Genomic DNA, 20,413 nt, shown 5'->3' on the forward strand with positions numbered 1-20,413 from the left:
GTCGGCTCGGAGTGGATCGAATCATTCGTCAGATTGTTTCATTAAGATTTAGAAGAATAAATGATTGTTACTTCGGAATAAATCTGATCAAATAGGATAAGGTTAACGTTGGATGTGTCATCGTTGAACGGCATGGGCAACGAACAGTGGTGGGGCGGATCCGAGGACCGAACGCTCAGCGAGACGGTGGTGTTCGAGGTGGCAGCGCTCGAGGGGGTCGATCCGCTCGACCTCCCACCGCTGTTCGAGGCGGTCGATCCGGAGTCGCTCGACGGTCTGTTCTCGGGACGTCCCTCCTCGTACCCCGGGAAGCCGGGGGACTCACACCTCACGGTGAGGTTCGTCTATCACGGCTACGGGATCACGGCCAGTAACGACGGGACGCTCCTCGTCGAGCGTCTCGGTGCGGAACGGGACGGTTCGGCACACCGGGCGGAACTCCGGGCGGAGGAGGTGCCGACAGAGCGGCTTTACGGCTTGGACTCCTCCTCTCGGGAGTGATCGACGTCAGCGACATCGGGCTCTCGGACCCCCACGAGGCCGGAGAACGCCGAGACGAACTCGTCGCCGAGGTGACCGACCACGCGGGACGGATGGCCCACGGTCTCGCGCTACTCCAGGGCGGCGACTACGGCGACCGGACGTTTCAGACCGAAGTAGGGGAGTGGACGCTCAAGTACGAGGGCGGGGCGGTGCAGTACCTCCGCTTCGACCCTCGATCGGGCGAGTCCGTCTACGTCGTCTCGACGAAACAGCCGCCGGAACCCGCCGCGCTCGCGAGGGCGCTCTCGGATTACGACGCGTTCGTCGCGGCGTACAACGAGTACGTCGACTCGCTGTCGGGACTGCTCGACGAGATACGAGGGGAGTTTCCCGAGCCGGCCTCGACCGAGGCGGTCGCCGCCGAACGCGACCGGATCGTCGACGGGATCGAGGAGACGTCCGACGCGATCGCCGGACAGCTCCACCGTCTCGACGGGAGCGAGTACGAGACGTTCACCGTCCGGGTTTCGGGGACCCGCTGGGAGCTGAAACGCGAGGGCGACGTCACCGCCTACCTCCGGATCGGGGGCGACGGCGGGGCCTACCTCCTCTCACAGTACGGTCCGCCCTCGGTGGAGGTCGTCCGTGAGCACGCTGGGGAGTTCGCCGGGTTCGTCGACGCGTACAACGAGTACGTCGCCGATCTCGACGTCTCGCTCTCGAAGATCGACCTCGGTACCTAGCCCTGAAAGCCCGCGAGCGCCCAGCTCATCTCGTTGTCGCCCGTGGCCTCGATCAGGTCGGGCGCGCTCACGAGGACGAACGTGCTCTCCTCGTCGCCGTTTCTGATCTGTCGGGTCGAGTCGTGGTCGATCCAGACGGCGTCGCCGGGGGAGAGCGAGACCGGTTCGTCGTCGACGACGACGCTCGCCTCGCCGTCGATCAGCACGTAGACCTCCTCGTGGCAGTTCTCCGCGTGGTCGTGTTTCTGGCCGATCCAGCCCGGTTCGCACTTCGCGATCGTCACGCCGACCTGTTCGCAGTCGAGCGGTTCGCGCAGGAAGTGCATCGCCCCCGAGACCCGCTCGACGTCGGCGTAGTTCACCTTCCTGTATGCCATACCCCTCCGTAGGACCGGGTGACCTCTTACCTCTTTGCCCCCGGTCGTCCGTTCGGGGCGGTTGTTGATCCGAAGTCTTCCGCGCGAACTTTGACCCCATCCCTCGAATCCGGCCCGTGAACGTCCACGGCCACCCGGTCGGGGGTGTCGACGTCGGGCCCGAGACCCGGTGTGAGCACCACCACACCGCCCGCGACGTGATCGCGATCCGCTTTCGATGTTGTCTCACCTACTACCCCTGTTTCGCGTGCCACGAGACGAGCGCGGACCACGAGGCCGAGCGCTGGTCACGCGAGCAGTGGGATCGGGAGGCGGTGCTCTGTGGGGTCTGTGGGACCGAACTCACGATCCGAGAGTACCTCGACTCCCCCGCTCGCTGTCCGACCTGCGAGGCGACGTTCAACCCCGGGTGTGTCGCTCACCACGACCGCTACTTCGAGCCCTGACTCCCGGCGGACCGGTGAGCTTTCGCCGATGCCCACTCCAGTGCCCGCATGGACGACCCGCTCGCCTGGGAGACGCTCGACCGACGGATCACCTACCGCTGTCCCGGCTTCGACGTCGTCACCGAGGACGTCAGACTACCCGACGGGGAAGAGACGGAGTTCGACTACCTCTCGGAGCCCGAGAGCGTCTGTATCCTGCCGTTCACGCCCGAGGGAGACGTGGTCTGCATCGAGGAGTGGCGACAGGCCGTCTCGCGGGTGAGCTACGGTCTCCCGGTCGGCGGGGTCGAACCCGGGGACACGGACCTGGAGGCGGCTGCCGGTCGCGAGCTGGCCGAGGAGACGGGCCACGAAGCGGAGTCGCTCTCTCCCTTGCTCACCGTCGAGCCCGCCAACGGTATCGCGGACTCGGTGATGCACTTCTTCGTCGCCCGGGGCTGTCGCGACCGCGCCGAACAGCGACTCGACTTCGACGAGAGCATCCGCGTCAGCACCACGACGTTTCCCGACCTCCGCGAGGCGGTCGCCGCGGGCGAAGTGAGAGATGGAAGAACGGTACTCGCGCTCTCGTACTACGAGGCGTTCGCCGGTCGATGAGACGGGTCGATGGTGACGGGTCAGGAGCGCTCGGGAGCGCTATACAGGTCACGTAGCAGAGGTTATGCTCCGGGCGGGTGGAGTCCCGTCGAGAGAGATGACGACTCGTGCCCACGCCACCGATCCCGCGTCGTCCCGCCCCCGCGTCGAACCGGAGCCATCGTCGGACCACCCCGCGAGCGCCCTCAGGACGGACGTGGTTCGCTACAGCGGCGAGGCCGACCGGTGTACGATCTCCCCCCGGGACTGCGACGACGACGATCGACTGGTGACCTGGATCAGCGTCGACCTCGAGGCCGTCGTGGACCTCGGGGCCGTCCGGTAGACCGAACGGCTGAGGTCTCGGGCCTGCGACCGTCGTCCGCGCGCGGTCGAAGAGGGTGGGCTCACCCGTTCGAGTCGGGTCCGATCCGTCTGCCGAGTCGGTACCCGAAGAACACCGCCGGCACGAGCAGGGCGACGAGGACCAGCGAGCCGAGCGGCGAGGCGTCCAGCACCGAGACCGCGATCGCGAACACGACGAGGAGACCCGCCAACCCCAGCATGAGCTTCCACGGTTCAACGGCCATACCGCGACATCGGGGGCGACGGGCGTAACCGTATCGACACGCCGGGGACCGATCCACACCTCCGATCGTAGGGTGATGCTGGCTACGGCGACGGTCGACCCGGGCAGCAGCCGGAACGAGACGCTTTCACGTCAGGGGTGACTGTGGGCGGTATGAACGGTATCGGAGCGGATCTGCCCGCGCGGACTCCATCGGGGTGCGACGGGACGCTCTCTCTCCGGAGGGGAAAAGAATCGCACACTCCCACCGGAGGAGCGTAGACCGATGCGCGATATCTTCGAGGTACGCGGACAGGACGCCGCCGGACGCCTCGGCACGCTCTCGGTGCCCCGAGCGGGGCTCACCGTCGAGACGCCCGCGCTGCTCCCCGTGGTGAACCCCCACCTCCAGACGGTCGCCCCGCGACGGCTCGCCGACGAGTTCGGCGCGGAGATCCTCATCACGAACTCCTACATCCTCCACGGCAGCGACGACCTGCGCGAGGAGGTTACGGAGAGAGGACTCCACGACCTGCTCGACTTCCCCGGCGCGATCATGACCGACTCGGGTTCGTTCCAGCTCGCGGAGTACGGCGAGATCGACGTCACCTCGGAGGAGATCCTCGCCTTCCAGCGCGAGATCGGTTCGGACATCGGAACTCCGGTGGACATCCCGACGCCGCCGGACGTCGACCGCGAGCGGGCCGTAGAGGAGCTCCGGATCACACAGGACCGTCTTGAGCGGGCGGAGGGCTTCGACGCGGGTGATATGCTTCTCTCCGCGCCGATCCAGGGCTCGACACAGCTCGACCTCCGGACCGAGGCCGCCCGCCACGCCTACGGGACCGACCTCGACGTCTTCCCCGTCGGCGCGGTCGTCCCGCTGATGAACGCCTACCGGTTCGACGACGTGGTCGAGGTCGTCGCCGCCGCGAAAGGCGGACTCGGTGCGGACGCCCCGGTCCACCTCTTCGGGGCGGGCCACCCGATGCTGTTCGCGCTCGCGGTCGCCTGCGGCTGCGACCTCTTCGACTCGGCGGCCTACGCCCTCTACGCCCGCGACGGCCGTTATCTCACGGTCCGGGGTACCCGCCACTTGGACGAGCTAACGGAGTTTCCCTGTGCCTGTTCGGTCTGTACCGAACACACGCCGGAGTCGCTGCGCGAGCGGTCGAACCGCGACCGGGAACGGCTGCTCGCCGAGCACAACCTCCACGTCTCGTTCGCAGAGATCCGACGGATCAAGGCGGCGATCCGGTCCGGCACCCTGCTCGAACTCGTCGAGACGCGCGCCCGGGCGCACCCGACGATGCTCGACGGCTACCGCGCGCTGGTAGGGCACGCGGAGTGGCTCGAAGCGAGCGACCCGGCCTCGAAGGACGCCTTCTTCTACCTCTCGGACGAGAGCGCCCGTCGGCCCGAAGTGCTGAGACACCACGACCGTCTCTCGCGGCTCTCGGTCCCGGATCGGCTCCTCTTGGTCGCGGAGGATACCCCGGCGAGTACGGAAGGGTTCGACGAGGTCTGGACCCTGCGCCCACCGCTCGGTCCCGTCCCTCCCGAACTCACGGAGACCTATCCGTGCAACGCGGAGCTCCCCGCCCGACTCGACACGGATGCGTACGAGGCCGCCGCGGAGGGGATCACGGCGCTGTCCACCGCGCATCCCGACCTTGAGATCACGCTCGTCCACGACGGCTGGCCGGCCTCGGCGCGTTCGCGGCTCCCCGAGGGTGTCGAGTGCGCTCGGGCGGAACCGACGGATAGTTCCGCGACAGGGGCCGAGAAGGGGCAATGACCGAGTTCTTCGAGGTCCACGAGCGCGACGGCGCGGCGCGGCTGGGCGAACTCCGCCTCGCCGAGTCGCTCCCGACACCGGCGCTCGCCGATAACGTCCTCCGGGACGCGGGAAGCCTCTGGGAAGCAGAGCACGAGCACCCGGAGGGGAGCGAGGAGCACGTCACGATGCTTCCCCACAGAGGGTTCCCGCCGGGGACCGACCCCGAGGTCGAGGCGGCGTTCGCCGTCGACTACCCAGAAACCGAGTTCGCGAGCGGCGCGGTCGTCTCGCCGGGCACCGCACGGGACCACGGCGCGGACGTCTACGCGCTCTCGACGGCCCAGGGCGTGGTCGGCCACGCGAGCGCGTTCGTCGAGACGATACTCGAACTCAAGGAGGCGACCCCCGCCGACACCGCGCTCTACCTCTCGGGCGTCGCGACGCCCGCGAACGCCGCGCTGCTCGCCTACGCCGGGATCGACCTGGTCGACGCCGTCCGCGCGGCCGTCCGCGGCACCGAAGGACGGTACCTGTCGACCGATGGAGCGCAGTTCCTCTCGGATCTTGAGGAACTCCCGTGCCCGTGTCCAGCCTGTGCCAGACCGATCTCGGAGTTCACCCGCGAGCACTGCGCGGAGCACAACGCGAACGCCCTACGTGCCGAACTCGCGAGGGTCCGGGCACGGATCAGGGAGGGAACTCTGAGGAACTACGTCGAGGGGCAGGTCAGACACAGCACGTGGCAGACGGCGGCCTTCCGGACGCTCGACACGCAGTGGGGCTACCTCGAGGAACGGACGCCGATCTACCGTCGCTCCGGACTGCTCGCGACGACCGAGGACGCCCTGCACAGGGTAGAGATCCAGCGCTTCGCCGACCGGGTGACCGCTCGATACCGGAGCCGGTTCGACGCCCCCCTCGTCCTCGTTCCCTGCTCGGCGACGAAGCCCTACAGCGACTCCCAGAGCCACGGCCAGTTCCACGACGCGATCCGGTACAGAGGCCACGTCGTCTCGATGACCTCGCCGATCGGGGTCGTCCCACAGGAACTCGAGTGTACCTACCCCGCCCAGCACTACGATTCTGCAGTAACTGGCCGGTGGTCCGAAGAGGAGATCGGCTTCGTCGCCGAGGTGCTCGAGCGATACCTCACGCGCAACGAGTACCCGAGAGTGATCGCACACGTCCCGGAGGAGGGGTACAGAGAGATCGTCGAACGCGCGACGGGGGCGCTCGGGATCGATCCTGAGTTCACCGTCGAAGACCACCCGACGACCGACGAGTCGCTGACGAGCCTGAGCGTGGCGCTCTCCGGCGAGCCCCAGTACCGGAAGCGAGAGCGCCAGCACAACACTGTCAAAGCGCTCGCGGACGTCCAGTTCGGCGAGGGTGCTGGCGAGACGCTCTTTCCGGACATCGTGACCGAGAGCCGCTACCCGAAGCTGCGGGCGCACGACCGGGATGGAGACCAGCTGGCGGCGATGGTCCCGCAGTACGGGACGCTCTCACTCACGCTCGCCGGGGCTCGGCGGTGGGTCGAGAGCGAGGTGGCCGTGAAACGGGTGGCGATCGACGGCTTCGTCCCGCGCGGGACGGTGCTCGCGCCGGGGGTCCTCGACGCGGACCCCGAGATCAGGGTCGGGGACGAGGTCGTCGTCGAGGGTCCGCGCGCGTTCGCGATCGGGCGGGCGGAGATGTTCGGCAGGGAGATGGCCGAGAGCACGCGCGGCGTAGCGGTCGACGTCCGTCACGTCGAGGAGCGGTAGCGCTCGGCGAGGGACGGATTCATACCCGCTCCGTCCCTCGTCGGGACATGATCGAGACGGGCGATTCGGTACCCGAGTTCACGCTGCCGATGGTCACACCCGAACTCGCAGCGCGCGCCGAACGTGGGTCGTACACCTCCGACGACGTCGAGACGTTCTCGGTGGCCGACGCACTCGACCACGGACCGGTGGTCGTCGCGACGTTCCCGGGGGTCTATTCGCGGACCTGCACGCGAGAGCTCTGCGAGCTTCGCGACTGGATCGACGACCTGACCGACCTCGACGCGGCCGTCTACGGGCTGAGCGTCGACACGCCGTGGTCACAGCTCGCCTTTATCGACGAGTACGACCTCTCCTATCCGTTGCTCTCGACGTTCTCCTCCGACCTCCCCGACGAGCTGGGGATCCGCCGAACGTCGGGTGTGCTCGCGGGGATCACCGGCCGGGTCGTGCTCGTGATCGCGCCGGATCGCACGGTCGTCTACGCCTGGGAGACCGAGGAGTCGCTCACCTTTCCCGACCTGGAGGCGATCGAGGACGCGATCGCGTCGGCCGAGGGGTAGGGCGGCCGGTTATTTGTCGTCGGCGTCCGTTGACCCGGTATGGAGCCGATCAGCCTCGTCGTGCCGGAGGAGCTCGTCTCGGCGCTCCCCGAGGGGAGCGAGGACGCGGTCGTGGCGATGGACCGCGAGATAACCCAGTACGAGACGTACATCAACGACGCGATCGGATCGGACGAGGGGGAGGCGGCGGCCGCGGCGGCGGACGTGCTCGACCGCCTCACCGAGCGGTGGGAGGAGTACGACGGCTACATCGTCGAACTGCGCGCGTGGGGCCAGTCCTCGATCTACGCGGAGGTCTGGTGTGACTTCCAGTACGCGCTGATCCAACAGCTCTACGACCACGAGGAGCTGGCGGACGCGCTCGACCGGGAGCGAAACGCCCGAATCGTCGACGACGGAATCCGCCTCGGCGACCGGTAGCGATGCGACGCGACACCCAGCTTCGCCGTTCGCTGCGGGCGAAAGGTGGGGAGCGAGAGCGCCGCTGGGTCGACGGCGGCGCGGTCGCGGTCGGGCTCTCGGTCGTGCTCGTCGCGGTCGGGCTCTCCGTGATCGGGCCGCTCACCCCCGAGACTGGCGTGGCCGTGACCGCGGGCTGTCTGCTCGCCGGAGTTGCGCTCTCGGGCTACTTCGCCGCACCTTCGGCGGGATCGGGGGCGCTCCACGGCGTGTTAGTCGTCGCCTGTTCTGGCGTCCTGATGGGTGTCGCCGCCGGGTCGACCGCACTCGGCGAGGGCTCGCCCGAGCGAGTGGTTCTCTACGGCCTCCTCGCGAGCGAGGGGCCGCTCGCGCTCGCGGTCGTATCGCTCGCGACGCTCGCCACGGGGGCGGTCGTCGCGGAGGTCGTCGCCAGGATCCGGTCGATGGCGCTCGCCGCCGACGCCTGAGAAGGCTTTTTACTCCGACCCCGGTACCTACTCGGAATGGATCGGTCCTCGCCCGCGGTCGGTTGCCCCTTCCTCGACGCGCTCTCGCCGGCCCAGCGGGCGGTCTACGCCGACGTCCCGTTCAAGACGACGCCGGTCACGTTCGACGCGCTCTCGACCGACGACCACGACCTGCTCTGGTGGCACCAAGAGGAGCCCCTCGCGATCACCGACGAGCTCTACGCCCACCGCGAGCGGCTCCTCCCGTACCTGCGTGAGGGTGGTGGCCTCCTGCTGACCGGACGCGCGCTCTCGGCGGTGGCCGCGCTCGGCGTCGACCCGGTCCCGCCGGACGTGACTGGGGTGGACGAGGAACCGACCGGGCCGCTTCCGAAGGCCCGGTACACCGACCACCCGCTCTTCTCGGGGTTCGACGAACGGGCGTTCACCGCGGAACACGCCCCATTCGCCCGCTACGAAGGGATCCTCCCCGAGCGTGGCGAACCGCTCGCGGCGACCGCCCGCGGGAGCGGGGACGCCTACGGCCAGCTTCCGATTGTCGTCTGGCGGGTCGGCCGGGGAGCGGTCCTCGGGATCGGTTCGTTCGTCTCGGTCGGGGACGCCTTCAGCGAGCGACGAGATCTCCTGCTCTCGAACGCGATCGACTGTCTCGCACGACCGGAGGAGCTCCCGGAGCGGCCCCAGGACGTCCCCGCCCTCGGCGAACTGCGAGCCACGCTCGCGGGCGACCACCACCGTCCGAGCTACCACCTCACCGCGCCGGCGAACTGGCTCAACGACCCGAACGGTCTGATCCGCTGGAACGGCCAGTACCACGTCTTCTACCAGTACAACCCGGGCGGCCCACACCACGGGACGATCCACTGGGGTCACGCCTCCAGTACGGATCTCGTCCGCTGGCGGGACGAACCGGTCGCGCTCACGCCGTCGCCGAACGGCCCCGACCGCGACGGCTGCTGGTCGGGCTGTGCGGTCGACGACGACGGGACGCCGACGCTCGTCTACACCGGCGGGCGGGAGCGGAGACAGCTGCCCTGCCTCGCGACGAGCGACGATCCCGAGCTCCGGACGTGGGAGAAGTACGAGGCGAACCCGGTGATCGGACTCCCGCCGGAGGAGCCGCCCCTGCTCTCGACTGACCACTGGGAGACGGAGTTCCGCGACCACGCGCTCTGGCGCGAAGAGGGGATCTGGCACCACCTGATCGGTTCGGGCACCGACGCGGGCATCGGCGTCGTCCTCCACTACACGGGCACGGACCTCGACAGCTGGCAGTACCAGGGGCCGATCCTCGCCGGCGAGCCGGGCGAGGGCCACATGTGGGAGTGTCCGGAGCTGCTCGGGTTCGCCGACCGCGACCTGCTTCACGTCTCGAACTACGACGAGGTGCGCTACTTCATCGGCTCGTTCGACGCCGAGCGCGGCCGCTTCGACCGCGAGTCGACCGGACTGCTCGACCACGGCGACTTCTACGCCCCGCAATCGCTCGCCGACGGGGATCGGTACCTCACCTGGGGGTGGCTCCCCGAGGCCCGCGGCGCGCGAGAGCAGTGGGAGGCCGGCTGGTCCGGCTGTCTCTCGCTCCCGCGCGAACTCTCGGTCGAGGGGGGCGAACTCCGCCAGCGTCCCGCCCCGGAACTGGAGGGCTTACGGGGCGAACGCCACGAGTTCGACCTCGCGGTCGAACCGGGTACCGAAACCGAACTCCCGATCCGCGGACGCTCGCTCGAGCTCACTGTTGATATCGATCTCGGTGACGCCGAATCGATCGAGATCGCCTGCTTCGCCTCGCCGGACGGCGACGAACGGGCGACGATCCGCTACACCGGCGAGGAGCTCCTGATCGACCGGAGCCGGGTAGGGGGACCGGGCACGGTCGAGGAGCCGGTCGTCGCCCCGGCGGAGGACCTGACCGATCCGCTCACGCTCAGGGCGTTCGTCGACTGCTCAGTCGTGGAGCTGTTCGCGAACGAGCGGCGCTGTCTCACCGGGCGGGTGTATCCGGAGCGCGAGGACGGTGATCGGCTCTCCGTCTCGGCCGAGGGTGGTTCGGCGCACGTGTCGATGGCGGTCTGGCCGCTCGATTCGATCTGGTGAGCCGGATCGGGTCGACTCCGTGATAACCGGGTTCGGGCCGGCTCATCCTGCCAGCCATGTCGCTGGCAGGTGCTATGGCCGCTGACGACGTGTACAGTCCATGGAGGGAAACGACACGTTCGACCCCGAGACGGAGGAGGCCCGTGAGGTGGCCGCGGAGGCGGGACGGGAAACGGCCGACTTCCTCTCGCTGCTTCCGCACTATTACCGGGGAGAGGTGGGCCAGATGTCGACCCGCGTCAGCCGCCTCGACCTGACGATCGACTGGGCTATCGGCGTGATCGCCGCCGTGCTCGCGCTCTCGTTCGCCTCCCCGGAGAGCCCACCGTACTTCCTGTTGATCGGCATGCTCGCGCTGACGATCTTCCTCGTGTTCGACGTCAGACGGTACCGCTCGTTCGACGCGACGCGTTCCCGGGTGCGGATGATCGAGGAGAACGTCTTCGCGAACGCGTTCAACCCCGAAGGCTCGGTTCACAAGGAGTGGCGAAGCGAGCTCGCCGACGACCTCCGAAAGCCGACCCTGAAGGTCTCGTCCCGGGAGGCGATGACCCGCCGACTGCGTCGGGTCTACTTCCCGCTCTTGAGCGTCCTGCTCGTGGCGTGGCTGTTTCGAATCACGCTTTTCGTTCCGGACGAACGGTGGTTCGAGACCGCGGCCGTCCCCGGGGTTCCGGGGGTGGTCGTCGTCGTCGCCGTCGTGGTCTACTACCTCCTCGCCCTGCTCGTGACGCTGTGGCCGACCTCCCGACAGGCGAAGGGCGAGTACCACGGCGTGGAACCGGGAACGTGGAAGGCCGAGGAGTGAGTCTCGAACCGTCTCTCCTCAACGGTGATCCCTCGTCTCGCTCCATCGTAGCTCCGAAGACCCCGAATCCAGTCGTCTCAGAACGCGCCGTAGCCCTCCTCCGAGTGCTCTCCGAGCACGAGCTCCGGAAGGTCTTCGCTCGGCAACGGGAGGTGACCGTGATCCAGCGCGCCCAGGATCTCCGTACTGTCGCCCTCCACGCCGATCCGGAGCGTCGGCGCGAGCGAGCCGCCGAACCGGCGTTTCTGTTCGTCCTCGGGGAGCCGCCCGACGTCGTCGATGCCGAGCGGACCGAGGTCGTAGTAGTTGAAGAAGCTCGTCGACAGTAGCTCCTCCCTGTGGGAGTAGACGAGCCAGGAGTACGCCTGGTACGGCGCGTTCTCGGGGTTCGTCGCCACCAGTCCGGAGCCGTTGAGCGGGCGGTACGGTCCCCGGAGGGACTCCCCGACGAAGCCGTAGAGCGCGTCGAACCCCGTGAGGCCGGGCGCGAACGTGTGGCGATGGCTCGAGACGAAGAGGTAGTAGGTGCCCCCGCGAACGATCACGTGCGGGCGTTCGAGCTCCTGGTTCGTACAGACCGCGTCGACGATCGGCTCCTCCAGCACCCAGTCGTTCAGATCGCCGGTCGGCGAGCGTGCGAGACCGATACTCCCGTTGAACTCCTCCTGTACCGGGTCGTCGCAGGCGCCCGTTCTGTCGGGAACCGGCGTGTTCGCCTCGAACAGCAGGTACGTCTCGTCGCCGTCCTCGAAGAACCAGGGGTCGCGGAAGGTGTAGATCATCCCCCGGGTCTGGGCGTTCGTCTCGTAGCGCTCGCCGTCGGGTTCGAGGATCACCTCGTGGTCCCACGGCCCCTCGATCGAGGGCCCATCCTCGCCGGCTTCGATCCGCCCGCCGGTCGCCGCCGCGATCTGCTGGTCGTAGCTGAGGTCGTGCTCGCCGGCGGTGCCCGCGGCGGTGTAGAAGACGGTGAGATCGCCGCCGTCGTAGAGGGTGGAGCCGGCCCACTGGCGCGAGCCGAGCGCCCCGCCGTCGAAGACGGGGCCGACGTCGTACCACTCGCGGCCGTCGCGCGAGGCGAACGCGCGGATCTCGGCGACGTCGTGGCGTTTGCCGGGCAGGAGGTCCGAGGGTGCCGTCAACGAGAGGATCACGCGCCAGCCGTCGATCGTGGCGATCGAGCCGTCGCGCTCCCGGAGCAGCCAGGTGTCCCAGATGTGGACGTGTGGGGCAGGGTCCCGCTCGGGCGGATAGATGATCGGCGCGACCGTCTCGGGAGTGCGTTCGAGCCGGGCGGCCTGCTCGCGCGACCAGCCGGAGGGCGCGCCGAAGCCGGGGACGTACTCCTCGCTCATACCCGAACGACTCGGTCGGAGGTGTAAAGCGTCGCGTTCTCCGCCGACCGATTTTAGACCTCGCACACCCTCGTGTGCGTATGAACCTCGAACTCCGGTTCTTCGCGACCTTCCGCGAGGCGGTCGGCCAGAAGACGATCGAGCGCGAGTACGCGGAGGACGCGACCGTCGGCGAGGTCCTCGCCGACCTCGAGGCGGAGTTCGACGGTCTGGAGGGACAGCTCCTCGAGGACGGAGCGATCCGACCCCAGCTCTCTATCCTCAAGAACGGTCGGGACGTGACCCACGCGGCCGGCGTCGAGACCGCACTGGGCGAAGATGACACCCTCTCGGTGTTCCCCCCGGTCGCCGGCGGTTGGATATGACCGAGACCAGAGAGCGATCGTTCCGGGGGATCAGTCAGCGTCTCGCACGCCACTACCTGGAGAACCTCGGCGGCGAGACCAGGGACGACGACCACGTCGTCGGCGAGTGCTGGGAGGCACGGCTCTCCTCGAAGACGGCGTCGGTCGGCCCGTCGCTCACGCTCACGGAGGTGACGGTGGTCTTCGAGGGCGACTCCGAGACCCTCGACGACCTGATCGAGAACTTCGCCCAGAAGGCGATGCGCGCGGGTGGGTGATGGGCGGTACCGACGTCGGTCCCATCGAGGGTCAAGTGCTCTTACTCGCCGCGGCGAAGGCGAGCGTCCCCGGCGAGCGCCTCCCACCGCTCGTCCGTCGGGCGAACGACCACCTCTCGGAGGAGCTCCCCGACTACCGTCGGCGGTACGAACTCGCCTGCGAGACCGACGACTCCGTCTGCTTCTTCGTCGAGACAGGTCACTGGGAGGCGCTCGGTGAGGTGCTCTCGTTCGACCGACGCGAGACCGACGCGGTGAGACGCGCCCACGCCGAACAGCTCCGCCGGATCGGCTCGCGTCGGGATCGTCGCGAGGAGTTCGATGCCGCCCTCGAGATCAGGGAGCCGCTCCTTATCGACCGGTAGCCTCGATCGCCTCGCAGATCACGTCGAGGCCCGTCTCGGCCTGCTCGCGGGTCATCACGAGCGGGGGGAGGAGCCTGAGCACCTCGTCGTTACGTCCCGCGGTCCAGACGAGCACGCCCCGCTCGTAGCAGTACCTCCGTACCCCCTTCACCGTCTCGGGATCGGGATCCCCACCCTCGGTCGCGAACTCCGCGCCGATCAGCAGGCCCTTCCCGCGCACCTCGATCAGTCCCGGGGTCGTCTCCCCCGTCTCGCGGAGACGCGAGCGGATGTACTCGCCGAGCTCCCGGGCGTGGGCGAGCAGGCCGTGTTCCTCGATGTACTCGATCGCCCGCACGCCGCCGACCATCGCCGGGACGTTCCCCCTGAACGTGCCGACGTGACCACCCGGCCCCCAGGTGTCGAGGTCCTCGTGGTACGCGAGCGCGCCGAGCGGGAGACCCGCACCCCCGATCCCTTTCGCGAGCGGCATCGCGTCGGGGGTCACGTCCCAGTGATCGGAGGCGAACCACTCGCCGGTGCGCCCGAAGCCGACCTGTATCTCGTCGGTGATCAGCGGGAGCCCGTTGTCGTCGGCGATCTCCCGCAGTCCGGGGAGGAACCCCTCCGGAGGAACGACGACGCCGCCCTCGCCCTGGATCGGCTCGACCCAGATCCCCGCCGGGTTCGCGAGCCCGCTGTAGGGATCTTCGACGGCGGTACGAACCGCCTCGAGTGACCGGGCACAGCTCATCTCGCCACAGCAGTCCTCCCGGGGGCAGACCGCCCCCGCGTCGCCGCCGCCCTCCTCCCTGACGGGATACGGGTACGGCACGTGGACCACGTCGGGCAGCAGCGGGGTGTAGTTCTCCTTGTACTTCACGCCGCCCGTGAGGCTCATCGCGCCGGAGGTGCCGCCGTGGTACGCCCCGTGGAAGGCGAGCAGTCCCCGTCCGCCGGTGTTCGCCTTCGCGAGTTTGATCGACGCCTCGATCGCGTCGCTCCCGCTCGGCCCGCCGAAGACCACGCGGTTCCGACCGCGCAGTCCCGACGGGAGGATCCGGTCGAGCGTCTCGATGAACTCGATCCTCGCCTCGGTCGGGAAGTCGATCGTGTGGACCAGTTTGTCGGTCTGCTCGCGGACCCCTTCCAGTACGTAGGGGTTCGAGTGGCCCACGTTGAGCACGCCGATGCCCGCGAAGAAGTCGAGGAAGACGTTGCCGTCGACGTCGCGGACCGTCGCGCCCCGCGCTTCGTCCGGGACGAGCGGGACCGCCCGCGGGTAGGCGACGGCGTTCGAGTCGATCTCGCGCTGGCGGTCGAGCAGTTTCTGCGCCCTCGGCCCCGGGAACGGCGTCTCGACGTGCGGCGCCTCGTCGATGTGGAGTTCGTCTATCGGCGGCCCTGTAGCCATGTCTCACCTTCTCAGTCCACGGTATAGGCGTTTGCGTCGACCGAGTAGAAAGCCGTTTGTCGCTCAGACCGGTAGATGAGTCGTGACCGACGACCTCTCCGCCGACGACTTCCACGACGCCCTCCAGGCGCTCCGGACGCCCGTTGCGACCGCGAGCGAGGTGGCCCGCGCAGTCGGCTGCACCCAGGAGGAGGCCGACCGCGCGCTCTCGACGCTCGTCGAGGCGGGCCGGGTCGGCCGCCGCGCGGTCGAGACCGACCCGGTCGTCTTCTACCCCGCCGGCTGGGACTCGCAGGTCGAGCGCGAACGGGTCGTCGTCTTCCCCGAACGCCGGGAGGTGATCGTCTCCCACCCGACGCAGTTCACCCGTGCTCGGCTGGCCGGCTTCGCCTACCTCGTGGACACGAACCGCTCGGGTGACTACCTCTACCGGATCCGCGAAGAGGACGTCTGGGGCGCGCCCCACGACGACTTCGACTCGCTGCGCTCGACCGTACGAGACGTCCTCGGCGAGCGTTCTCCTCACCTCGAGGAGTGGATCGAACGCCAGTACAAGCGCGCTCGCCAGTTCGCCCTTCGGACGCACGACGACGGCTACACGGTGCTCGAAGCCGACAGCGAGAGCCTGATGGGCAACGTCGCCCGCCGGGTGCTCGACGAGGACCAGCTCCACGCGCCGATCTCCGACACCGAGAGCTGGGTTCGCGAGGGCTCGGAGGCCGAGATCAAACGGATCCTCTACGAGGAGGGTTACCCCGTCCGCGACGACCGGGAGCTAGACCCCGGCGACGCGCTCTCGCTCTCGCTCTCGCTCCCGCTCCGGGAGTACCAGCGCGACTGGGTCGAGCGGTTCTCGGAGCAGGGATCGGGCGTGCTCGTCGGCCCGCCGGGCAGCGGGAAGACCGTCGCCGCGATGGGCGCGATGGAGGCCGTCGGGGGGGAAACGCTGATCCTCGTCCCGTCGCGCGAACTCGCGGGCCAGTGGCGGACGTCGCTGCTCTCGCACACCTCGCTGGGTGAGGACGAGATCGGCGAGTACCACGGCGGCGAGAAGGAGATCCGGCCAGTGACGGTCGCGACCTACCAGACGGCGGGGATGGACAGACATCGGGGACTGTTCGACTCGCGGCGGTGGGGGCTGGTCGTCTACGACGAGGCCCACCACATCCCGGCGCCGATCTTCCGGACGAGCGCGCAGTTGCAGTCGAAACACCGGCTTGGGCTCACGGCGACACCCGTCAGGGAGTCCGAGGACGAACGCGAGATATTCACGCTGATCGGCCCGGCGATCGGCACCGACTGGTCGGCGCTGTTCGAGGCGGGGTTCGTCGCCGAGCCCGAGGTCGAGATCCGGTACGTCCCGTTCGACGAGGGGGCCGAGGAGGCGTACGCGCGGGCGGAGGGCTACGAGAAACGCAAACTCGCCTCGGAGAACCCGGCGAAGCTGGCGGAGATCGAACGGATCCGGGCAGAACACGCAGAGGAGAAGGCGCTGATCTTCGTCGAGTGGCTGGATCAGGGCGAACGGTACGCCGAGGCGCTCTCCGTGCCGTTCGTGAGCGGCGAGACCCGACACGCAAAGCGCGAGCGCTACTTCTCCGAGTTCCGAACCGGGGTGAGAGACACGTTGATCGTCTCCCGGATAGGCGACGAGGGAATCGATCTCCCCGACGCGGAGGTCGCCATCGTCGCCTCCGGTCTCGGCGGCTCGCGCAGGCAGGGCGCCCAGCGCGCCGGCCGGACGATGCGTCCCGCGGGCACCGCCCGGATGTACGTCCTCGCGACGCGAGGCACCGGTGAGGAGACGTTCGCTCGCGATCAGCTCAGGCACCTGGAGGCGAAGGGCGTTCGCGTGCTCGAAGCGGACGCGGAAGCGATCGCGGAGTGAGAGTTGCCGGTTCAGTCGTCGGCGGGAGCGGGCGAGTCGCCGGTGGAGACGCCCGTGCCCGGCCCGACATCGATCTCCAGTTCCTCGAGTTTCTCCTCGCTGACGACGCCGTCGACCCAGCCACGGTGGTCGTAGTACTCCTCTTTCATCTCCTCTAGCTCGCAGTACTCGCCTTCCGAGGCACCCTGACCGGGGATGCCGTCCTCGAGGAAGCGGGCGGGCAGCGAGTCGTCCGCGCCGTCGAAGCCCGCGAGGTTGTTGTAGTAGCGTTCGAGGTTGTAGACGCGCTCGCCGGCCGCCATCAGTTCGTCCTCCGAGACGTCGAGACCCGTCATGCCGTTGTACTGCAGGACGTACTCCTCGATCCCCTCGGCGAACGCGTTGAACTTGCAGATGTCGAACGAGTCGCTGATCGCGTGGAGGTCCTGGAACAGCGCGGTCAGCTCGCCTTTGCCCTCCCACTCGTACGGATCGACCTTCTCCGGGATTCCGAGGATCTCCGCGGCGGGCGTGTACCCGCGCAGGTGACACGCCCCGCGGTTGCTGGTCGCGTAGGCGATGCCCATCCCCTTCATGCAGCGGGGATCGTAGGCGGGGATCGTCTGACCCTTCACCGCGAGCGAGTTCTCCTCGGCGTCGCGCATCTCCGCGACGCGGCTCGCGCCCTCGGCGAGGAGGTCCGCGAGCTCGCCCTCCCTGTGACCGATCTTCTCGATGAGCTCGATCATCGTCTCGGAGTCGCCCCACTCGAGTCCGTCGATGTCGTCGAGTTTGCCCTCCTCGGTCATCTCCATCGCCATCGCCATCATGTTGCCGACCTCGATCGTGTCGACGCCGACGTCGTTACACCGGTCGATCATCAGCGCGATGTCGTCGCGCTCGGTGTGTCCGGAGTTCGGCCCCAGCGCGAAGGCGGACTCGTACTCGTAGGACTCCATCCGGACGTTCATCTCCTCGCCCTTGTGCATCGTCTGCACCTCGACCTCCTTCTTGCAGGCGACCGGACAGGAGTGACAGGTCGGCTCGTCGACGAGGATGTTCTCACGGACGTTCTCCCCCGACACCTCCTCGGCGTCGATCGAGTCGTTCCAGCCGTCCTCGCGTGCGCTGCGCGTCGAGGTGTACTTGGCGTTCCTGGTGGGGAGGCCGTCCATCTCCTCGGTGATGTTCATCAGCACGTTCGTCCCGTACATCGAGAGCCCGCCCTCGTTCGGCGCGGTGACGTCCGACTCCTGAATCACCGACATCGCCTGCTGGTGGCCCTCCATGAACGTCTCCTGGTCGGCGGGTTTGGGCATCTTCGTCGTGGACTTGACGACGACCGCCTTCAGGTTCTTCGAGCCCATCACGCAGCCGGTGCCGCCGCGACCCGAGGCGCGGTCGTCCTCGTTCATGATGCAGGCGTAGCGCACGCCGTTCTCGCCGCCTGGGCCGATTGCCATGTGCGAGAGGTTCTTCCCGTAGGCGCCGTCGACCTCCTCCTCGATTATCTCGCGCGTCTCGTGGACGCCCTTCCCCCAGAGATGTGAGGCGTCGCGCAGTTCGAGTTCGCCGTCCTCGACGTAGGCGTAGACCGGGTCCTCGGACCTGCCCTCGAACAGCAGGCCGTCGAAGCCGGCCCACTTGAGCCGGGCGCCGGACCAGCCGCCGTGGTGGCTGTCGGTGACGGTGCCGGTGAGCGGCGACTTGGTGCAGACCGCGATCCGGCCGCTCATCACCACCTGCGTGCCCGTCAGTGGACCGTTCATGAACGCCAGTAGGTTCTCCTCGCCCATCGGGTCGACGTCGGGACCCTGGTCGAAGACGTACTTCACGCCGAGGCCGCGCGCGCCGATGTACTTCTCCGCGTCCTCGTCGGGGATCGACTCGTACCCTACGTCGCCGTCGGTGAGGTTCACCCGGGCGACGTGGTCGTGAAAACCGCCTAAGTCTGTCATGGTTAATGTACGCGTGTTACTTGGCTCCCGAGTGCGTTAGTTCTTGTCGACCGGGGGTAACCAGTATCGGTTTCGGAGTCGCGTCGAACCCGCCACGGGCGGCACGTTCCTGCACTATCTTTAGTTACTTTCGCGTCCCACGAGAAACCGATGCTCGTTCATCTCCACCAGTTCAAACGCGAGGAGGTCGACTTCGACGACAACCGAACCGCGGGCGAGTCCCAGACCGAAGACGCCGTCGACAAGGAGACCGAGGAGTACTTCGGGAGCGACGCCAAGGGCTTCGAGGCCGAAACCTGGGAGACCGTCGAGCACGACGGCGATCCGATCCAGCGGCGGAGCGTCTCGATCGGCGGCGTCAACGCGGTGTCGGTCCCGCAGGAACCGGCCGAGAGCGACGATCCGGATCTCCCCGGACGGACGCTCCAGATCCGGATGGGCGGCGAGCAGGAGTTCGTCGAGCAGGCCGAGATCGTCGAGGTACAGGACGAGAGCCCCTGATCGGCCCCGACGTTAGATCGTGTGTGTACGCCGACCGGACGAGACGAAGCCGCTTTAGCCCGCGGTCGGCTACCGCTCCCAATGAGTGAGCCGAGTCCCGAGGTCTACGAGCAGGGACGCGGGATGGACGCGCACAACGCGGTGATGCGTGGGATCCGCGCGGAGAAAGACCGTACCTACGACCCGCACGAGCCGACGCGGGTCTGGGTCGACGAGGACAACACGCCCGACGGCGTCCGCGAGAGCCTCACGATCATCCTCAACACCGGCGGCTGCCGGTGGGCGCGTGCGGGCGGCTGTACGATGTGCGGCTACGTCGCCGAGTCGGTCGAGGGCGGTAGCGTGAGCCACGAGGCGCTCGTGGACCAGATCGACGTCTGTCTCGATCACGAGGCGGAACAGGCGGACGGATCCTGCGACCTCGTGAAGATCTACACCTCCGGGAGCTTCCTCGACGAGCGGGAGGTGCCAGCGGAGACGCGAGCGGCGATCGCGGAGACGTTCGCAGAGCGCGAGCGAATCGTCGTCGAGAGCCTCCCCGACTTCGTCGAGCGCGACCGGCTCGCGGACTTCAGGGAGAGAGGACTGGAGACGGACGTCGCGATCGGTCTCGAGACCGCGACCGACCGGGTCAGACGCGACTGCGTTAACAAGTACTTCGCGTTCGCCGACTTCGAGGCGGCCTGTGCCGAGGCGGCCGCCATCGGCGCGGGCGTGAAGGCGTATCTCCTGCTGAAGCCGCCGTTTCTCACCGAACCGGAGGCGGTCTCCGACATGATCTCCTCGGTCGAGCGGTGTGCCGCGGTCGAGGGCTGTCACACCGTCTCGATGAACCCGTGTAACGTCCAGCGCTACACGATGGTCGACGAACTCTTCTTCCACGGCGGCTATCGTCCGCCGTGGCTCTGGTCGGTCGCACACGTCCTCCGCGAGACGGCGGACATCGACGCGCTGGTGATCTCGGACCCGGTCGGCCACGGCTCCGAGCGCGGCCCGCACAACTGTGGGGAGTGTGACGACCGGGTGCAGCGAGCGATCAAGGACTTCGATCTGCGACAGGAGCCGAGGGTCTTCGAGCAGGTCTCCTGTGCGTGTGAGGCGACCTGGGAGACGGTGATGGCCCACGAGACTGCCTACAACGCACCGCTCGCGCGGTAGGGCACTCACATCGGTAATCCGAGCGGATTAAGCGGCACATACCCGGTTTACTACGGTCATTAACGAAGTACCCCCTGGCTGTAGAGTGAGTCGCCGATAC

23 protein-coding genes are annotated in these 20,413 nt (G+C 68.1%); 18 read left to right on the forward strand and 5 right to left on the reverse strand.

Going from position 1 to position 20,413, the window contains the following annotated elements; translation table 11 throughout:
• The first annotated feature begins 132 nt into the window (after positions 1-132).
• The gene (locus V2L32_RS02815) at positions 133-501 is read left to right on the forward strand and encodes a HalOD1 output domain-containing protein (RefSeq protein ID WP_331234928.1); all 369 of its coding nucleotides are present in this window, start codon (positions 133-135) and stop codon (positions 499-501) included.
• Positions 498-1,226, forward strand: coding sequence for a hypothetical protein (locus tag V2L32_RS02820; protein WP_331234931.1), 729 nt, complete (start codon positions 498-500; stop codon positions 1,224-1,226). The genes V2L32_RS02815 and V2L32_RS02820 overlap by 4 nt, the downstream gene beginning before the upstream one ends.
• Here the strand turns inward: V2L32_RS02820 and V2L32_RS02825 are convergent.
• Complete coding sequence (locus tag V2L32_RS02825; protein ID WP_409348399.1) at positions 1,223-1,603, reverse strand: cupin domain-containing protein; 381 nt, start codon at positions 1,601-1,603, stop codon at positions 1,223-1,225. The two genes, V2L32_RS02820 and V2L32_RS02825, sit on opposite strands and share 4 nt — an antisense overlap.
• Positions 1,604-1,719: 116 nt before the next feature.
• Here V2L32_RS02825 and V2L32_RS02830 point away from each other — a divergent pair, with 116 nt between their 5' ends.
• The 3 genes from V2L32_RS02830 to V2L32_RS02840 all read left to right on the forward strand — a co-directional run bounded on the left by V2L32_RS02830 (position 1,720) and on the right by V2L32_RS02840 (position 2,971).
• Positions 1,720-2,049: a CHY zinc finger protein gene (locus V2L32_RS02830; RefSeq protein ID WP_331234932.1), complete on the forward strand. Its 330-nt coding sequence runs from the start codon at positions 1,720-1,722 to the stop codon at positions 2,047-2,049.
• A 48-nt stretch (positions 2,050-2,097) separates the two neighbouring features.
• Complete coding sequence (locus V2L32_RS02835) at positions 2,098-2,646, forward strand: NUDIX hydrolase (protein WP_331234934.1); 549 nt, start codon at positions 2,098-2,100, stop codon at positions 2,644-2,646.
• A 97-nt stretch (positions 2,647-2,743) separates the two neighbouring features.
• The gene (locus tag V2L32_RS02840; protein WP_331234935.1) at positions 2,744-2,971 is read left to right on the forward strand and encodes a DUF7511 domain-containing protein; all 228 of its coding nucleotides are present in this window, start codon (positions 2,744-2,746) and stop codon (positions 2,969-2,971) included.
• Positions 2,972-3,032: 61 nt separating this feature from the next.
• On the opposite strand, the gene V2L32_RS02845 is transcribed toward V2L32_RS02840, so the two are convergent.
• Positions 3,033-3,215 (reverse strand): hypothetical protein, encoded by a 183-nt coding sequence (locus tag V2L32_RS02845; protein ID WP_331234936.1) that lies wholly within the window; start codon positions 3,213-3,215, stop codon positions 3,033-3,035.
• Between the two features lie 264 nt (positions 3,216-3,479).
• On the opposite strand from V2L32_RS02845, the gene tgtA reads away from it, so the two are divergent.
• From tgtA to V2L32_RS02880, 7 genes are all read left to right on the forward strand, one after another.
• Complete coding sequence (gene tgtA, locus V2L32_RS02850; protein WP_331234938.1) at positions 3,480-4,991, forward strand: tRNA guanosine(15) transglycosylase TgtA; 1,512 nt, start codon at positions 3,480-3,482, stop codon at positions 4,989-4,991.
• A complete protein-coding gene (arcS, locus tag V2L32_RS02855) occupies positions 4,988-6,739 on the forward strand; it encodes an archaeosine synthase subunit alpha (protein WP_331234939.1) in 1,752 nt (583 codons plus the stop codon). The genes tgtA and arcS overlap by 4 nt, the downstream gene beginning before the upstream one ends.
• A gap of 47 nt (positions 6,740-6,786) precedes the next feature.
• The gene (locus tag V2L32_RS02860) at positions 6,787-7,302 is read left to right on the forward strand and encodes a redoxin domain-containing protein (RefSeq protein WP_331234940.1); all 516 of its coding nucleotides are present in this window, start codon (positions 6,787-6,789) and stop codon (positions 7,300-7,302) included.
• A 39-nt stretch (positions 7,303-7,341) separates the two neighbouring features.
• Positions 7,342-7,722 (forward strand): hypothetical protein, encoded by a 381-nt coding sequence (locus V2L32_RS02865; protein ID WP_331234941.1) that lies wholly within the window; start codon positions 7,342-7,344, stop codon positions 7,720-7,722.
• 2 nt (positions 7,723-7,724) lie between these two features.
• A complete protein-coding gene (locus tag V2L32_RS02870; protein WP_331234942.1) occupies positions 7,725-8,189 on the forward strand; it encodes a hypothetical protein in 465 nt (154 codons plus the stop codon).
• Positions 8,190-8,225: 36 nt separating this feature from the next.
• Positions 8,226-10,286 (forward strand): glycoside hydrolase family 32 protein, encoded by a 2,061-nt coding sequence (locus V2L32_RS02875; RefSeq protein WP_331234943.1) that lies wholly within the window; start codon positions 8,226-8,228, stop codon positions 10,284-10,286.
• A gap of 100 nt (positions 10,287-10,386) precedes the next feature.
• A complete protein-coding gene (locus tag V2L32_RS02880; RefSeq protein WP_331234944.1) occupies positions 10,387-11,094 on the forward strand; it encodes a DUF2270 domain-containing protein in 708 nt (235 codons plus the stop codon).
• A gap of 77 nt (positions 11,095-11,171) precedes the next feature.
• Here V2L32_RS02880 and V2L32_RS02885 read toward each other — a convergent pair whose 3' ends face one another.
• Positions 11,172-12,449 carry a glycoside hydrolase family 68 protein gene (locus V2L32_RS02885; RefSeq protein WP_331234945.1) on the reverse strand — a complete coding sequence of 426 codons (1,278 nt, stop codon included), beginning with the start codon at positions 12,447-12,449 and terminating at the stop codon, positions 11,172-11,174.
• An 80-nt stretch (positions 12,450-12,529) separates the two neighbouring features.
• On the opposite strand from V2L32_RS02885, the gene V2L32_RS02890 reads away from it, so the two are divergent.
• The 3 genes from V2L32_RS02890 to V2L32_RS02900 are packed head-to-tail and all read left to right on the forward strand — an operon-like array spanning position 12,530 to position 13,436.
• Positions 12,530-12,814, forward strand: a complete 285-nt coding sequence (locus V2L32_RS02890; RefSeq protein ID WP_331234946.1) for a ubiquitin-like small modifier protein 1 — start codon at positions 12,530-12,532, stop codon at positions 12,812-12,814.
• On the forward strand, positions 12,811-13,071 hold the full coding sequence (locus tag V2L32_RS02895; protein WP_331234947.1) for a hypothetical protein: 261 nt from the start codon (positions 12,811-12,813) through the stop codon (positions 13,069-13,071). The genes V2L32_RS02890 and V2L32_RS02895 overlap by 4 nt, the downstream gene beginning before the upstream one ends.
• A complete protein-coding gene (locus V2L32_RS02900) occupies positions 13,071-13,436 on the forward strand; it encodes a hypothetical protein (protein WP_331234948.1) in 366 nt (121 codons plus the stop codon). The genes V2L32_RS02895 and V2L32_RS02900 overlap by 1 nt, the downstream gene beginning before the upstream one ends.
• Here V2L32_RS02900 and V2L32_RS02905 read toward each other — a convergent pair.
• Positions 13,423-14,829: an aspartate aminotransferase family protein gene (locus V2L32_RS02905; protein WP_331234949.1), complete on the reverse strand. Its 1,407-nt coding sequence runs from the start codon at positions 14,827-14,829 to the stop codon at positions 13,423-13,425. The genes V2L32_RS02900 and V2L32_RS02905 overlap by 14 nt on opposite strands.
• An 82-nt stretch (positions 14,830-14,911) precedes the next feature.
• Between V2L32_RS02905 and V2L32_RS02910 the strand changes: the two genes are divergently transcribed.
• The gene (locus tag V2L32_RS02910; protein WP_331234951.1) at positions 14,912-16,717 is read left to right on the forward strand and encodes a DEAD/DEAH box helicase; all 1,806 of its coding nucleotides are present in this window, start codon (positions 14,912-14,914) and stop codon (positions 16,715-16,717) included.
• Positions 16,718-16,728: 11 nt separating this feature from the next.
• Here V2L32_RS02910 and V2L32_RS02915 read toward each other — a convergent pair whose 3' ends face one another.
• Positions 16,729-18,654: an aldehyde ferredoxin oxidoreductase family protein gene (locus V2L32_RS02915; RefSeq protein WP_331234952.1), complete on the reverse strand. Its 1,926-nt coding sequence runs from the start codon at positions 18,652-18,654 to the stop codon at positions 16,729-16,731.
• A gap of 150 nt (positions 18,655-18,804) precedes the next feature.
• Between V2L32_RS02915 and V2L32_RS02920 the strand changes: the two genes are divergently transcribed.
• Positions 18,805-19,155: a hypothetical protein gene (locus V2L32_RS02920; protein WP_331234954.1), complete on the forward strand. Its 351-nt coding sequence runs from the start codon at positions 18,805-18,807 to the stop codon at positions 19,153-19,155.
• 81 nt (positions 19,156-19,236) lie between these two features.
• Positions 19,237-20,313 carry an archaeosine biosynthesis radical SAM protein RaSEA gene (locus V2L32_RS02925; RefSeq protein WP_331234956.1) on the forward strand — a complete coding sequence of 359 codons (1,077 nt, stop codon included), beginning with the start codon at positions 19,237-19,239 and terminating at the stop codon, positions 20,311-20,313.
• The last annotated feature ends 100 nt before the right edge of the window (positions 20,314-20,413 follow it).

The organism is Halalkalicoccus sp. CGA53 (genome assembly GCF_036429475.1).
Classification (GTDB): Archaea; Halobacteriota; Halobacteria; order Halobacteriales; family Halalkalicoccaceae; genus Natronorarus; species Natronorarus salvus.

Coding starts and splice junctions, on each gene's coding strand:
- V2L32_RS02900 (WP_331234948.1), top strand. CDS start 13,071: ATGGGCGGTACCGACGTCGGTCCCATCGAGGGTCAAGTGCTCTTACTC.
- V2L32_RS02845 (WP_331234936.1), bottom strand. CDS start 3,215: ATGGCCGTTGAACCGTGGAAGCTCATGCTGGGGTTGGCGGGTCTCCTC.
- V2L32_RS02915 (WP_331234952.1), bottom strand. CDS start 18,654: ATGACAGACTTAGGCGGTTTTCACGACCACGTCGCCCGGGTGAACCTC.
- V2L32_RS02890 (WP_331234946.1), top strand. CDS start 12,530: ATGAACCTCGAACTCCGGTTCTTCGCGACCTTCCGCGAGGCGGTCGGC.
- V2L32_RS02865 (WP_331234941.1), top strand. CDS start 7,342: ATGGAGCCGATCAGCCTCGTCGTGCCGGAGGAGCTCGTCTCGGCGCTC.
- V2L32_RS02880 (WP_331234944.1), top strand. CDS start 10,387: ATGGAGGGAAACGACACGTTCGACCCCGAGACGGAGGAGGCCCGTGAG.
- V2L32_RS02835 (WP_331234934.1), top strand. CDS start 2,098: ATGGACGACCCGCTCGCCTGGGAGACGCTCGACCGACGGATCACCTAC.
- V2L32_RS02875 (WP_331234943.1), top strand. CDS start 8,226: ATGGATCGGTCCTCGCCCGCGGTCGGTTGCCCCTTCCTCGACGCGCTC.
- V2L32_RS02825 (WP_409348399.1), bottom strand. CDS start 1,603: ATGGCATACAGGAAGGTGAACTACGCCGACGTCGAGCGGGTCTCGGGG.
- tgtA (WP_331234938.1), top strand. CDS start 3,480: ATGCGCGATATCTTCGAGGTACGCGGACAGGACGCCGCCGGACGCCTC.
- V2L32_RS02870 (WP_331234942.1), top strand. CDS start 7,725: ATGCGACGCGACACCCAGCTTCGCCGTTCGCTGCGGGCGAAAGGTGGG.
- V2L32_RS02815 (WP_331234928.1), top strand. CDS start 133: ATGGGCAACGAACAGTGGTGGGGCGGATCCGAGGACCGAACGCTCAGC.
- V2L32_RS02920 (WP_331234954.1), top strand. CDS start 18,805: ATGCTCGTTCATCTCCACCAGTTCAAACGCGAGGAGGTCGACTTCGAC.
- V2L32_RS02925 (WP_331234956.1), top strand. CDS start 19,237: ATGAGTGAGCCGAGTCCCGAGGTCTACGAGCAGGGACGCGGGATGGAC.
- V2L32_RS02885 (WP_331234945.1), bottom strand. CDS start 12,449: ATGAGCGAGGAGTACGTCCCCGGCTTCGGCGCGCCCTCCGGCTGGTCG.
- arcS (WP_331234939.1), top strand. CDS start 4,988: ATGACCGAGTTCTTCGAGGTCCACGAGCGCGACGGCGCGGCGCGGCTG.
- V2L32_RS02860 (WP_331234940.1), top strand. CDS start 6,787: ATGATCGAGACGGGCGATTCGGTACCCGAGTTCACGCTGCCGATGGTC.
- V2L32_RS02895 (WP_331234947.1), top strand. CDS start 12,811: ATGACCGAGACCAGAGAGCGATCGTTCCGGGGGATCAGTCAGCGTCTC.
- V2L32_RS02905 (WP_331234949.1), bottom strand. CDS start 14,829: ATGGCTACAGGGCCGCCGATAGACGAACTCCACATCGACGAGGCGCCG.
- V2L32_RS02840 (WP_331234935.1), top strand. CDS start 2,744: ATGACGACTCGTGCCCACGCCACCGATCCCGCGTCGTCCCGCCCCCGC.